The 13,958-nt window shown below is 40.9% G+C and carries 9 protein-coding genes; 2 read left to right on the plus strand and 7 right to left on the minus strand.

Annotation, left to right across the window (positions count from 1 at the left end; translation table 11 throughout):
- The first annotated feature begins 332 nt into the window (after nt 1-332).
- Nucleotides 333-3,944, plus strand: coding sequence for an SIR2 family protein (locus H3T75_RS02120; RefSeq protein ID WP_198210878.1), 3,612 nt, complete (start codon nt 333-335; stop codon nt 3,942-3,944).
- Between the two features lie 143 nt (nt 3,945-4,087).
- Here H3T75_RS02120 and H3T75_RS02125 read toward each other — a convergent pair whose 3' ends face one another.
- The 6 genes from H3T75_RS02125 to H3T75_RS02150 form a co-directional block, all read right to left on the minus strand.
- Nucleotides 4,088-7,918 (minus strand): DUF3683 domain-containing protein, encoded by a 3,831-nt coding sequence (locus H3T75_RS02125; RefSeq protein WP_198210879.1) that lies wholly within the window; start codon nt 7,916-7,918, stop codon nt 4,088-4,090.
- Nucleotides 7,919-8,213: 295 nt separating this feature from the next.
- Complete coding sequence (locus H3T75_RS02130) at nt 8,214-8,900, minus strand: GNA1162 family protein (RefSeq protein ID WP_198210880.1); 687 nt, start codon at nt 8,898-8,900, stop codon at nt 8,214-8,216.
- A complete protein-coding gene (locus H3T75_RS02135; RefSeq protein ID WP_041880789.1) occupies nt 8,900-9,256 on the minus strand; it encodes a DUF4810 domain-containing protein in 357 nt (118 codons plus the stop codon). The genes H3T75_RS02130 and H3T75_RS02135 overlap by 1 nt, the downstream gene beginning before the upstream one ends.
- Nucleotides 9,257-9,288: 32 nt before the next feature.
- Nucleotides 9,289-9,951: a CsgG/HfaB family protein gene (locus tag H3T75_RS02140; RefSeq protein ID WP_025331098.1), complete on the minus strand. Its 663-nt coding sequence runs from the start codon at nt 9,949-9,951 to the stop codon at nt 9,289-9,291.
- 113 nt (nt 9,952-10,064) lie between these two features.
- Entirely contained in the window at nt 10,065-10,811 is a 747-nt protein-coding gene (locus tag H3T75_RS02145; RefSeq protein ID WP_198210881.1) for a pseudouridine synthase, read from the minus strand.
- The gene (locus tag H3T75_RS02150; RefSeq protein WP_198210882.1) at nt 10,808-11,965 is read right to left on the minus strand and encodes a class I SAM-dependent RNA methyltransferase; all 1,158 of its coding nucleotides are present in this window, start codon (nt 11,963-11,965) and stop codon (nt 10,808-10,810) included. The genes H3T75_RS02145 and H3T75_RS02150 overlap by 4 nt, the downstream gene beginning before the upstream one ends.
- A 202-nt stretch (nt 11,966-12,167) precedes the next feature.
- Between H3T75_RS02150 and H3T75_RS02155 the strand changes: the two genes are divergently transcribed.
- The gene (locus tag H3T75_RS02155; RefSeq protein WP_037391720.1) at nt 12,168-12,452 is read left to right on the plus strand and encodes a YciI family protein; all 285 of its coding nucleotides are present in this window, start codon (nt 12,168-12,170) and stop codon (nt 12,450-12,452) included.
- Nucleotides 12,453-12,575: 123 nt separating this feature from the next.
- Here H3T75_RS02155 and H3T75_RS02160 read toward each other — a convergent pair whose 3' ends face one another.
- Entirely contained in the window at nt 12,576-13,634 is a 1,059-nt protein-coding gene (locus H3T75_RS02160) for a bifunctional transcriptional activator/DNA repair enzyme AdaA (protein WP_025331094.1), read from the minus strand.
- Nucleotides 13,635-13,958 lie beyond the last annotated feature (324 nt).

A 13,958-nucleotide genomic window follows, 5' to 3' on the forward strand; every position in this document is an offset into this window, starting at 1 on the left:
GATTTTTACTAATAACCAGTTTGATTGCGACGCTTAATTTTTTTAAACTAAGCTTGTTTATGCAAGCTGGAAATTATTTTTTATCTTCCGCTAACCCATATTAAATTCAAGCAGCCGGAATAGGGATATGAACAGCTATAACAGTGTTTTTTAGAGTAAAATTATACTTTATTGATGCTGATTACACTATAGATAAGCCGTGTTTGTTTGATTAAGTCAGTTTTGAAATTTACAGCAGCTATTTTGCTGAACTAGCAGTAAATTCACTTAACAGAAAATGTCCAACATGGTTTCTCAATGTATTAATTGATTTCTCAGGGGGGAAACAGACTATGACCGAAAGAGATATTACCAAAATAACTGATTATCCCTTAATTCAAAAGCTGGCACAGGCATTGTGGCAGAGTGAAGATGATGGTCATGGGGTAGCCATTATGGTTGGTGCGGGCTTTAGCCGCAGTGCTGCTACTACACAGGATATCAATAAGAAAATGCCAATCTGGGCAAATTTGGCTAAAAAAATTGCTGAAGAACTTGGAGAGGAGGAGCATACAGATGCTTTACGTCTGGCACAAATGTATCAGGATTACTTTGGTAAGCAGACACTGTATGATTTATTGAAAAATGAAATTGATGATGAAATATGGCAGCCGGCAGAGCTTTATCAGCAGTTATTAACCTTACCCTGGACTGAAGTATTAACCACAAACTGGGACACATTGCTGGAACGTGCGGCCAGAGATATACATGAACCTATCTATGATGTAGTCAATAAACAGGAGGATTTAGCCTGTTGTCATTCTCCCCGCATTGTAAAATTACATGGCACAATTAATCTCAGTAGCGATTTGATTTTTACCCAGGAAGATTACCGTCATTATCCGCAGAAATACGGCATTTTTGTTAATTTTGTCCGGCAGGTGTTTGTAGAAAACGAATTATGCCTGATAGGCTTTTCCGGTGATGATCCGAATTTTCTCCAATGGATAGGCTGGGTAAGGGATAATCTTCAAAGCAATGCGCGACGTATTTATCTGGTAGGAGCATTGAATTTATCTTCTGCTAAACGTAAGTATCTGGAAAGTTTGAATGTAGCACCTATTGATTTATTTGAGCTTGTTAAGGATATCGATGATGAAGATTTAAGGCATAAAACGGCAATTGAATCGTTTTTAACACAATTGTCAAATTTAAAGGTAAAGAAAGTCTGGGATTGGTCTCCTGAACATTTTGAGAAGATTAGCATGCAATATATTTTTACTAAAATAAAGGAAGAAGAAATAGAAATAGAATTAATAGAATTAACAGAGTCAGAAGAATTAATAAAACCGGATAATATACTTTCCGCTTTAATTAAGGATAGAGAATCATATCCGAAATGGATTATTTGTCCAAATTCATTAAGGATTCAAATATTTTATCAATTAATGCGTTGTCTTATGTTTGAAGATTTGATTCCTGAATTAGAATATACAATGAAAAACAAGCTGCTATATGAATTAGTTTGGAGATATGGGATCATTTTTTATTATAATATCAACTCAGATTTCCAAAAAATGTTATTGGCAATCTGTGAACCTAATGTTAATAGTGGTTTATCTGTAAAACAGCAATTAGAAATAGCTTTGTATTTACTTAAAAGTACTCGGTTCACAAAAGAAAATTCTGACCAGCAAGAAATTATAGATAAAACTACTAAAATTTTAACAGAACATGGTAAATATTTGAATCAAGGAATTGTTGAACTTTATTACCATCGAGTTCTTGTAGCGCGGGATGAATTAAATTATTCGTTGATGGAAGAATTAGTAGATAGAATTCAGGGGAAAGATTCAATCTGGAAACTAAGAAAAGCATTTATATTATCGGAAATGTTTCGTCATAAAGAAAGTGCCGATTTAATTGAAGAAGCTTATACAGAACTTGCACTAGACTATCGTAATGAAAGAAATTCAATTTTTATTTTATCAAGATTAGCATGGGCTCATATGCATAAAAGCATAAAAGATTTTGTGGTTTATTATCTCAAAGAGCCAGATTTCTCTATCTCAAAATATAGTCAGCAGAATTGTAATCCATATGACATAATATATTCCCTAAGAGAAAATATATCAGAGTATATTGAATTTCAAAAAGAACCCATTGTTGAAGCATCTTTTAATCCTGGGAAATTGAAAGAGAATTTTTTAAGAAAAGAGTTTTTATATTTTATGAATATTTCCCCGGCAATTTTGTTTGATAATATTTCTAACATTGTTGGTTTACCTGTTCAATGGGCAAATAATAGGAATAATATAAATATTGCTATTGATATAGCTAAATTTATTGAAACAGATTATTGGAAAAAACTTTTATTACTAACACAAATTGGTGATATCGATAAATTTGACCAATTAAACAAAGTATTTAATAGAATAACAATTGCTCAATTACCTGATGATCAGGTAAATAAAATTGTCAAAAACTGTTACAAAGCAGTAATGTATTGGCGGAATAAAGTAGATAATGAATTTGATACTAACACCAAAATAGAATATTATATCGACCGTATAATAATATTTATTAAAGTTTTGGCCAGATTTCAGATTCGGCTTTCATCGGAAGAAGCAATAAAATATTATAAATTAGCTTTAAATTTAGGTAAAAGTAAAGGATATATATTTCCAGAGTTTACAAAATCAATAACTGATTTATTAAATTATTCATTGCAAAGTATTCCTATTAAGCAACACCATGAACTTCTTACAGATGCATTACAGTTTCCTGTACAGGATGAAGGGTTGAATCCAATAATTCAGTATCCCGGAAAACGTAAAACTGATAAAAAACTTGATTATGTAATTGATGGACTTATTAAAAGTATAAACTATCAATCTGAAATCAATTTTAAAATAGTAAATCGTATTCTTCCTTTGATTAATAAAAAATTTCTTTATGAACATGAAAAAAAACAATTAATTCTAAATTTATATGACAAAAATTCTGATTATCAAAATTTACTTGATAAAAATAACCTTTATCTCGATGTTTTGCTAAATTTGCCACCTGAAAAAAATATGGAACAAGTATACAGTTTAATTATAGATAAAGTATTTACTGTACCTCCTTCTGATGATTTTAGTTTTCTCAAGACATTACTTAATACACTTTCATGGCAAAAAAAAGAATTAATACCTGAGATTAAAAAAATAATGAATTATTTCGATTATTTTACGGCTCAGGAATATGATATAGGACAAGATGTAGATATAAATAAAAGGTTAGATATTAAAAATCGGGATGTAAAGAAAAAAACAATATCAATAAGTCATATTTTGTATTATTTGGTGCAATATTTTCCTGAAAAATTTTTAAATCAGAGTAATTTTGAAAAATTTTATAATTTCTATATTAAAAATTATTTTTCATACTATGGGATTAGAACATTTATTCCTTTTGTTTTAAATAATTTGCAATGGCAGGAAAAGATTATTAATTTTATTAAAAAAAGTTTGAAAAGCAAAGATGAGTTAAAAGTTGCGGATGCCGCTAATGCAATTCTCGAATGGGGAAAGAATCTATCAGATAGAGAAGTGATACGTCCGTTAATTAAAAAATTGATTAATCATATAGAGTCAGTAAAATTAATTGGTATAGTAAATATATTACCAGTTATCAATGAAATGCTGAATCAAAACTGGCTAACTGATGATGATATCAATATTTTAATTGAAAATTTACCAGAAATTTATCATGAGTGTAATTATATAAATTTTATTGATGGTAATAATTACGAAGTAAGCAAAATTTCTTTTATTCGAGCTAGATGTGTGAAACTAGCACGGGATATTCTGAAACGAAGTAGTCAACCGATTACAGAGTTACAAAATATTCTGGAAGAAGCTAAAAATGATGCATTGCCAGAGGTGCGTTTTGCCGAAACTGATGAATTTTATAAATTATGAATAAATTAATCTGCTAAACCATATTAATTAAAGTGCCAATGAATAAAATATTTATATTTTAGTGCTTAATTTTCAGCTATAGAAATCAGACTTAATAAAAAAGGTTGCTACTTAGTAAAGTAGCAACCTTTTTTTAATCCTATTTACAGTAACACCCGCTCAATCCCTCCGTTACTGGCTTTCTGCACAAATTCATCCTGCCAGTTTTCGCCCAGTATATGTTTGGCCATTTCAATTACTACATAATCAGCCTTGATATTTGCATCATCAGTATAACGGCTCAGGCCTTGCAGGCAGGCGGGGCAGCTGGTGAGGATTTTTACTGGTTCGCCCTGAGGCAGCCTGGCTTTGCCTTTTTCGATTTCTTCCTGTTTGCGGAAGCGTACCTGTGTGGCAATATCCGGCCGGCTGACGGCAAACATGCCGGATTCACCGCAGCAGCGGTCTGACAGAGGTACGTTCTGCCCCATCAGCTCATTCACAACTTTTATCGGCTGGGTGGTTTTAATCGGGGTATGGCAGGGGTCGTGATACAGGTACTGACGGCCTTTTACGCCGTTCAGTTTCAGGCCTTTTTCCAGCAGGTATTCATGAATATCGAGTATACGGCAGCCGGGGAAAATTTTATCGAAGTGATAATCTTTGAGCTGGTCGTAACAGGTTCCGCAGCTTACGACGACGGTTTTGATATCCAGATAGTTCAGGGTATTGGCTACACGATGGAACAGTACGCGGTTGTCCATGGTGATTTTATCGCCTTTGTCTTTATTACCGCCGGCAGTTTGCGGGTAGCCGCAGCACAGATAGCCCGGCGGTAAGACGGTTTGGACGCCCACATGCCAGAGCATGGCCTGAGTAGCGAGACCTATCTGGCTGAACAGTCGCTCGGAGCCGCAGCCGGGAAAGTAGAAAACAGCTTCGGCTTCATCGCTGATTTGCGGATTGCGGATAATTGGTACGGTGGTGCTGTCTTCGATATTCAGCAGGGCACGGGCTGTTTTAATCGGTACGTGGCGCGGTAAAGGGCGGTTAATAAAATGTATTACCTGTTCGCGGATTTCCGGCTTGGCGGTGGTGGCACGCGGTGCGGTTTTCTGGCGCTTCAGCCAGCCGAGGCTAAAGTGCTTACCCATTTCATAGCCCCAGTTTTGCAGTCTGAAGCCGGCTTTAACGACGCCTGTACGCAGGGCTTTGATGGTTCTGGGGTCGGTGGCGTTAAGAAAGGCCATGCCCATATAGACGGTAGGATTGAATTTCTTTTTACCGGCTTTGCGCAGGTAGTTGCGCATGGCTACGGTGACGTCGCCAAAGTCGATTTTTACCGGACAGGGTTTTATGCAGCGGTGGCACACGGTACAGTGATCGGCCACGCTGTTCAGTTCATCAAAATGTTTCAGGGAAACGCCGCGGCGGGTTTGTTCTTCGTACAGGAAGGCTTCGGTAAGCAGACCGACACCCAGAATTTTATTGCGCGGTGAGTACAGCAGGTTAGCGCGCGGTACATGGGTACTGCACACGGGTTTACATTTGCCGCAGCGCAGACAGTCTTTGATGGAGTGGGCAATTTTACCCAGCTCGGACTGTTCCATAATCAGGGATTCTACGCCCAGCAGCTCAAATGAGGGAGTATAGGCTTTGTCGAGGTTGGCACCGGGCATCAGTTTGCCGCGGTTAAAATGGCCGTGCGGGTCTACCTGCTGTTTGTAATCCCAGTAGGGCTGCATTTCTGCCTGTGTCAGGTAGTCGATTTTGGTAATGCCGATGCCGTGCTCACCGGAAATAACGCCGTTAAGGCTGCGCGCCAGTGCCATGATGCGGTCTACGGCATGATGAGCAGTTTGCAGCATGTCGTAGTCGTCGGAATTAACCGGAATGTTGGTATGGACATTGCCGTCACCGGCATGCATATGCAGGGCAACGAAGACACGGCCGCGGATGATATGGCGGTGAATTTCGTCGAGTTTTTCCAGTATCAGGGTATCGGTTTTGCCGCTGAATATTTCGGCCAGTGGCTGCATGATGTCGCGTTTGATGGATACGCGCAGATGAAAATCACGCATGGCGATAAAGCAGCTCTGGTCGCCAGCCGGTTCGTTGTCTTCGAGTTTTTGCGGAAACTGCTGCATATAGTCGGCCAGTGGTGTGTCGAGATGGTTGAGCAGCCATGTCCAGCGGGTCTGAATACCGGTGATGTAATCAAGGGCATGCTGTTTGCGAGAGCCGAGCAGCTCGGCGCTGGAAAGGTCGGTATCGAGTTTATCTACCGGCAGTTTGGTTTGCAGATATTCGATGATGGCCGCGCACAGGGCAAGTTTGTTCTGAATCGACAGCTCAATGTTGATGCGTTCGATACCGTCGGAATAGCTGCCAAGCTGTTCAAGAGGTATCACAACGTCTTCATTGATTTTAAACGCGTTGGTATGGCGGGCGATGGCGGCCGTACGTGAGCGGTCGAGCCAGAAAGTTTTGCGTGCTTCAGGGGTAACGGCGATAAAGCCTTCGCCGCAGCGGGCGTTGGCCAGCCGCACGATATGAGCTGCTGCTGCCTGTACTTCATTTTCATCATCTGAAACGATGTCGGCCAGTAATACCATTTTCGGGCGGCCTTTGCCGGCGGCCTTGGTGGCGTAACCTACGGCGCGCACGTAGCGCCAGTCGAGATGCTCCAGCCCCGCCAGTTTGACGGTTTTATGGTTAAGCATGTAGTTGCGCACTTCGACGATGGACGGGGTGGCATTGGCTACGGTGCCGAAAAACTCCATACAGATGGTACGGGTGTATTTGGGCATGCGGTGTAAAACGAAAGCAGCAGAGGTGATGATGCCATCTGTGCCTTCTTTCTGCACGCCCGGTACGCCAGCAAGGAATTTATCGGTAACGTCTTTACCCAGACCTACTTTGCGGAAACGCTGTCCGGGTACTTCGAGACGCTCGGTTTTAAGAATGCTGTAGCCGTCTTTATCAAGGGTATGTATGTCAAATATGGCGGTGGTTTCGTCGTGGATTTTGCCGAAATTATGGCGTACACGTTCTATTTTCAGCCATTGCCCCTGCGGGTTGACCATTTTCCACCACGCCAGATTATCCAGAGTGGTACCCCATAATACGGCTTTTTTACCGCCGGCATTCATGGCTACGTTGCCGCCGATACAGCAGGCATCGGCAGATGTCGGGTCTACGGCAAAAACCCAGCCGGCAGCACTGGCCGCTTCTTCTACACGGCGGGTAACCACTCCGGCACCGCAGGTAATTACCGGATAAGTGCCTTCCAGCCCGGGCAGTTGCTGTAAGGCAACCGGGCTATACTGGTCGAGTTTTTCGGTATTGATTACGGCGCTCATGGCGTCCATTGGAATAGCACCACCGGTATAGCCGGTACCGCCGCCGCGCGGAATGATGGTGAGCTCCAGCTCAATTAAAGCGCGTACAAGCGGTGCAACTTCTTTTTCGTGATCCGGGTTGATAACTACAAAAGGGTATTCAACACGCCAGTCGGTAGCATCGGTAACGTGGCTAACGCGCGCCAGCCCATCGAACATAATGTTGTCTTTGTGGGTGATTTTACGCAGGCGGTTGAATACCTGTTCGCGTTTGCTGCGGGTTTTACCAAAGCTGCTGTCAAAATCGCTGATGGCCTGCTCTGTGCTTTTTATCAGCTGCTCGACCATCTGGTTGTTGTCGCGCCGTTTCTGAATTTCGCTGAGGCGATGGCGCATTTCTTTAACCAGTGCCTGCTGGCGGTGCTGGTGTTCGAGCAGGTCGTCAATCAGGTAAGGATTGCGGATAACTGCCCAGATATCTCCGAGTATTTCAAACAGCATTCGTGCTGAGCGACCGGTTCGTCTTTGCTCGCGCAGTTGTTGCAATAAATCCCATGAATGGCTGCCGAGCAGGCGAATGACTATTTCTCTGTCGGAATAAGAGGTGTAGTTATAAGGGATTTCGCGTATACGCTGACTGGCTTGTGTGCTCATTAAACGTGTTCCGTTCCGCTCTGCTGGCGTTAAATTGGTAAGGCTGTAAATTGGTTATTTTAACTGTTTACTTTACTTTTCGCAGTTTTGTCTAATAACAATTTAGGTGAAAACAGTGGTAATGGCAATGGAAAAATCTGCTGGTTTGATGGTATTTTGTTTCATGTACCCGTTTTTAAAGGTGCATTTTATTATTTGGCCGGATGCTTTCCGGCTTTTGGGTACTTACAGTTTAAATGCAGAATGATTGATTGGCATGTAAGTCTGTAAAGATGCTTTTATTGAGAGAGGTAAGTTAATTTACAGATTCAACGGGGATAACCGGTTTTTTATATCCGGGGTTGTAAGGTCCGAAGAGTATGCCATTAGTTTCCTCAGCTGACAGTAAACCGGTATCTACTGCACCGGCAACGATATAAGCTTTATCGGAGACTTTATTTGAAATCTGTGTAATCACGGCATTGACTATCAGTGAAAAAATATCATTGTTGCTATTATTACTGGAATCTATAGTGATATTTTTTTCTCCGCTCCAGATAATCGAACCGTTTTTAGCATCTATCAGTTTGGCTTCTACGGTAACTGTGGTAACGCTGCTGATTAGTTTGTATTTTGTGCCATAGTCTTTTACGTTTAAGTAGAGGATGGCATCAGGATTGTAAATCTGTCTGATTTTGTTTATGTCTATTGCCTGAATTTCAGCTCCATCATTCAGACCATTGTCTTTAAATGTTTCATTAACCAGAGCTACAGGAAAAACATAATAACCTGATTCAGCTAATGGTTGTGTTGTCTGAGCCAATACAGCATATGGTGCTTTTGTATCAACTGAGGAGCTGGTGGGCAGTAATACCAGAATAGAATGCGGATCACTTTGCCGGAATTTGCTGTAATCATGCGGCTGTGGCTGGTAATGAGAGGTGGAACAGGCGAAAAGTAAAGTAGTAACCGCCAGAGAAAGCAGTAATTTGAAAAAGCGCATTATGATTTATCTTTGTCAATATTTTTTAACAGGAAGTTCATATAAGTTGCTGATTCGGGAAAAGCGGCTTTTTCTTTTTCAAACTGAGCTTTAGCACCGGCGCGGTTGCCGGCCTGTGCATACAGCATCCCCAGATGTGCATGGGCTCCCGGTGCCGGCTTACTGTGATGATTGGCGGCATCAATAAAATATTTTTCCATACCGGCAATCTGTTCTTCCAGTGAGGCTTTACCGTCCAGTGCCTGATATTGCAGTTTGTGATAATCACCCCAGTAGTAAAGTGTGGCAGACTGACTCTGATGAGCGCATACAGCAAGTATCAGGGTCGCGATGGCGGTTGTTATTATTTTTTTCATTTCGGATTTGATGTGTGCAGAAAGGTTTTATGTTAAGGCTGAGGATTCCATTGTCCTGATTCAATGCCATTAACCAGATTGTTTACTGCTTCTCGAATGGCTAAATCAAGCACTTTTCCGTTAAGGGTTCCGTCATAGCTGGCATAGCCGCCGGTACCGAGTATTTCGCGTGTGGAAAGTTTGAATTCTCCGGCACCCTGACTTGAATAAACGATTTCTGCTGTTTGCACATCAATGATGTTAAGGGTAACTTTGGCATAGGCTACCTGAGTTTTTCCCTGACCAAGAATGCCGAATAATTGTTCATCACCTATAGTTTTACGTCCGAATTCTGAAATATCACCAGTTACAATGTAGCGCGCGCCCTTGAGCTTTTGTTGCATACCGTTGATATTGGCTTCATTACGGATTTCGTCCAGATTAGTACGATCCAGAACAATAAAACGACCTGTTTGCTGTAAATCAGTCATCAGAATGGTTTTCGCCTGACTGGTAAGCTGATTATTGCTGTTGCTGAAAATACCGCCGCCCAGATTACCACGGCTGTCAAACTTCCCTACAGCCAGCTGAGTTTTTATGCCGTTATATGCTTGCTGATAAGTGGCTACTTTGGGAGTGTTGATTACTTGTGATGTTTCTGTTGCACAAGCGGATAGCAGGCTGGCACTCAGCAGGGTAAGATAAATTTTTTTCATATTGAGCTGCATATATTATTTCTTCAGCTTGTATCTGGGAAAATATTGATGTTAAAAGATATTATTAGTATTTTCAATTAAATATAATTTATATCCGTTCAGGATGCAGAGTATCAGAATTTTTCCTGCGGGCTTAAATAACGCCATTGCCCCGGTGGCAGGGCACCCAGTTTGATTTTACCCATGCGTACCCGTTTCAGACCGGTTACACGTAAGCCTACCAGTTCACACATGCGCCTGATTTGGCGTTTTTTACCTTGTTTAAGTATAAAGCGCAGCTGATCCTGATTTTGCCAGCTGACTTTAGCCGGCCGCAGTTTTTCACCGTCAAGACTTAATCCGTGGTTCAGCAGCGCCAGACCGCTTTCACTCAGTTTGCCGGTTACGCGTACGAGATATTCTTTTTCGATACCACTGTGTTCACCGATCAGCTGTTTGGCAATACGCCCGTCCTGAGTGAGTACCAGCAAGCCTACTGAATCGATATCCAGACGGCCGGCCGGCGCCAGATGGCGTGTATGCTCCGGCTGAAACTGAATCCGGCTTTTGTCTTCCTGCCAGTGGTTGGCTTCGGTAATCAGCTCAACGGCTGCACGATAACCTTTTTCCGGCTGCGCGCTGACAAAACCTACTGGTTTATTCAGTATAATGGTAACGCGTTCGGCTTGCTGACGGTGCGCCTGCCGGTCGAGGTCGATGCGATCACTATTAAGAACTTTTTGTCCAAGTACGGCGGTTTTACCATTAACTTTTACCCAGCCTTTTTCAATATAGCTGTCTGCTTCACGGCGTGAGCATAAACCCAGTTGCGCCATGCGCTTTGACAGACGCTGAGCTTCGTTTTGTTCTGTAGTTGTCATGCTTTATGCTCTTTTTGTCGATTAGAACCGGCTACCATATCCAGCAGGAACAGGCGGCAATCCAGATTACCGTTAAACAATGGGATTTTACGTTTTGGTGACAAACGCATCAGTTTGGGCATATCACGGTCGGCGCTGAACATACCGATCAGCCAGCCGGCAAAATGTTGTTTCAGCCAGCTGCCTAATTGAGGATATAAAGCGTGTAAGAGCTGAATTTCAGAAAGGCGGACACCATAAGGCGGATTGCTTATCATGATGCCGTTTTTTCCGTTCGGACGGGTATCCAGAGCATCAGTTACCTGCCATTGAATATATTGCTCCATACCGGCATAGCGGGCGTTGTCCTGAGCCAGTCTGATTAGCCTGCTATCAATATCTGCTCCGAAAATCGGTGCAGATGGCTGGTGTATGGCTGCCTGAGCAGCGCGACGCAGCTGCTGCCATAAATTATCATTATAATTATTCAGCTTTTCAAAGCCGAAAACACGTTCCAGCCCGGGTGCTGTGCCGGTAGTAATCAGTGCGGCTTCAATGGCAAGGGTACCACTGCCGCAAAAAGGATCCATGAAGGGCTGGCTGCCGTTATAGCCGACCAGTAACAGTAAACCGGCTGCCAGATTTTCACGTAATGGTGCCTCACCGGTGTCACTGCGGTAGCCACGTTTGAATAAGGCTTCACCACTGCTGTCTAGATAAACAGATATTTCGTTTTTCTCAATAAAGACATGAATGCGGATATCCGGACGAAATTTTTCTATACTGGGGCGGCGGCCGGTTTTATCGCGAAATACATCGCAGATAGCATCTTTTACTTTGAGGGCAGCAAAATTAAGGCTGTTGATTTGTGCCTGTTTGCCTTCGATATGAATTTTGAAATTTTTATCTACGTCAAACCATTCAGGCCAGCAGATTTTCCGGGCCAGTTGATAAATTTCGTTTTCGTTGCGAAAGTGGCCGGTAATCAGACGGATAAGTACCCGGCTGGCTACACGGCTGTGCAGATTAATTTTGTATACGCTGGCTAAATCACCTGTAAGTGCGATACCGCCGTCACGATTATGAATTTGCTCACAGCCCAGGGTAACCAGTTCCTGATTTAATATGGTTTCTAGCCCGCGCGGACAGCTTACGAAAAGAGAATATGAATTCATGCAGTACTTTATTTAAAGAAGATAGGACATGCTAAATTGGTTTGCGCATGTATAAATAGTATGATTGTAATATTGAAGTTTATGTGCTGACTATTGTTTATGTTTTCGGGCTTGCAAATTTGAGTGATTAAGCGTGAAGATAACCTTAAGATGAAAAGAGACAAGAAGTCTGTATATGTTTAATTAATCGGGGATAAATACCATGTTTATTTTTAAACTGCATTATTTGAAGTCGATAGAAGAAGTAGAAAAATATTTGCCTGCTCATCTGAATTATTTGCAGGAACACTATGATAGTGGTGATTTTATTGCTTCTGGACGGCAGGTACCGCGCATCGGCGGAGTTATTCTGTGCCGGGCGGCCAGTAAAGAATCGGCACAGTCAATTATGGTTAAAGATCCGTTTTACATTCATCAGATTGCCGAATATGAACTGATTGAATTTATACCGACAAAATATGCATCAGGTTTTGAAGCGTTTATTTAAAAAATATTTTCAGAATGATGTTTACTTGTTTTTTGTGTTACAGGCAGATAAACGGTAAATCATCATTATGCTGACGCTCAAATAGCATTACTGGTTTTATATTAGCCTGATGTGTAAACAATTTTATGATTTAAGATTACTTTTTTCATGGTCAATCAGCCATTTTTTACGTTCCAGCCCACCGCCGTAGCCGGTTAATTTACCATTGGAGCCGATTACTCTGTGACAGGGGATAATAATAGCAATACGATTAAAACCATTGGCATTGGCTACAGCCCGGACTGCCTGAGGATTATGTAGTTTTTCTGCCTGTTGTTTATAGGTAGTGAGTTCTCCGTAGGGGATCTGTTTGAGACAATTCCATACTGCCTGTTGAAAATCAGTGCCGGGAGTATGTAGTGGAATAGAAAAATATTTTCGTTTTCCTTCAAAATATTCCTTAATTTGAATTCTGGTCTGAATGATATGTTCATTTTCACCAAAAATAATTGTAGCATTCAGTAATTGCTGTAATTGTTTAAACTCTGTTTCTAACATCCGCCGGTCGACGAATTCCAGCAAACAGACTCCCTGTTGCGTGGCGCAGACAAACATCGGACCTATAGGCGTGGTCAGCCGGTTAATAAGTATGATGTTGTTGTTTAAATGGCTGGATGGTGAGTTTTTAGCAATTTTTTTATAGATATAGCCAAAGCCGCTTAATGATCCATAACCATTATCGAAAGCGACATCTATTATTTTTTTACCGGTTTTCAATTCCTGATATGCCTGATTAATCCGGTACATTCTCTGATATGCCTGAAAAGTAATTCCATAATTTTTTTTAAACCAGCGGCGAACAATTTCCGGACTGATTTCATGTGCTCTTAATACGGAATCAGAAATTTTTATCTTCGGATTCTGAGTAATCATTTTTATGGCATTAATAATCTGTTCGGGTGCCTCATTGGCATTTTCAGTCGGTCGGCAAATTTTACATGGGCGGTAACCTGCATTCAGAGCTTCTTTGACTGTATAAAAAAATTCTGTGTTTTCTAATTTAGGCTTTTTTGCTCTGCATGTTGCGATACAAAATATTGAGGTGGTTTTCACACCTGCATAAAAAATACCAACATAACTTTGATCTTTTGTGAGTAAGGCCTGATAGTATTTTTTGATTTCATTTATCTCTGTAACTGGCATTTAAAATATACTTTCCTGTATTTTGTGAACACTGTAAACCAATTCATCTGCCTGCAATGGTGTAGTTAAATTACTTTTTATGCATAATTTCATTAGGCTTATTTAAAGTTAAAAGATTATGTAATTAGGTTCTGGAATGAGCATAGCTAAATTTGCTCCGATGTAGTTTCTGCTGATGTAGCAGTAAATAAAAAGATATTAAAAATTAATGCTGACAATAACAACCGAAAAATGGATAACTATTTTTATAATTTGAATTATTAGATTGTATGATTTAATCTCTTTGTAACTTAAAATAAAAATATTGTGAAAATAATATAAATC

The organism is Snodgrassella sp. W8135 (genome assembly GCF_016101225.1).
In the GTDB taxonomy this organism is placed as follows: domain Bacteria; phylum Pseudomonadota; class Gammaproteobacteria; order Burkholderiales; family Neisseriaceae; genus Snodgrassella; species Snodgrassella alvi.

What these genes read in the sequence shown, in the direction of transcription:
- H3T75_RS02120 (WP_198210878.1), top strand. Translation starts at nt 333, where the DNA reads ATGACCGAAAGAGATATTACCAAAATAACTGATTATCCCTTAATTCAA.
- H3T75_RS02125 (WP_198210879.1), bottom strand. Translation starts at nt 7,918, where the DNA reads ATGAGCACACAAGCCAGTCAGCGTATACGCGAAATCCCTTATAACTAC.
- H3T75_RS02130 (WP_198210880.1), bottom strand. Translation starts at nt 8,900, where the DNA reads ATGCGCTTTTTCAAATTACTGCTTTCTCTGGCGGTTACTACTTTACTT.
- H3T75_RS02135 (WP_041880789.1), bottom strand. Translation starts at nt 9,256, where the DNA reads ATGAAAAAAATAATAACAACCGCCATCGCGACCCTGATACTTGCTGTA.
- H3T75_RS02140 (WP_025331098.1), bottom strand. Translation starts at nt 9,951, where the DNA reads ATGAAAAAAATTTATCTTACCCTGCTGAGTGCCAGCCTGCTATCCGCT.
- H3T75_RS02145 (WP_198210881.1), bottom strand. Translation starts at nt 10,811, where the DNA reads ATGACAACTACAGAACAAAACGAAGCTCAGCGTCTGTCAAAGCGCATG.
- H3T75_RS02150 (WP_198210882.1), bottom strand. Translation starts at nt 11,965, where the DNA reads ATGAATTCATATTCTCTTTTCGTAAGCTGTCCGCGCGGGCTAGAAACC.
- H3T75_RS02155 (WP_037391720.1), top strand. Translation starts at nt 12,168, where the DNA reads ATGTTTATTTTTAAACTGCATTATTTGAAGTCGATAGAAGAAGTAGAA.
- H3T75_RS02160 (WP_025331094.1), bottom strand. Translation starts at nt 13,634, where the DNA reads ATGCCAGTTACAGAGATAAATGAAATCAAAAAATACTATCAGGCCTTA.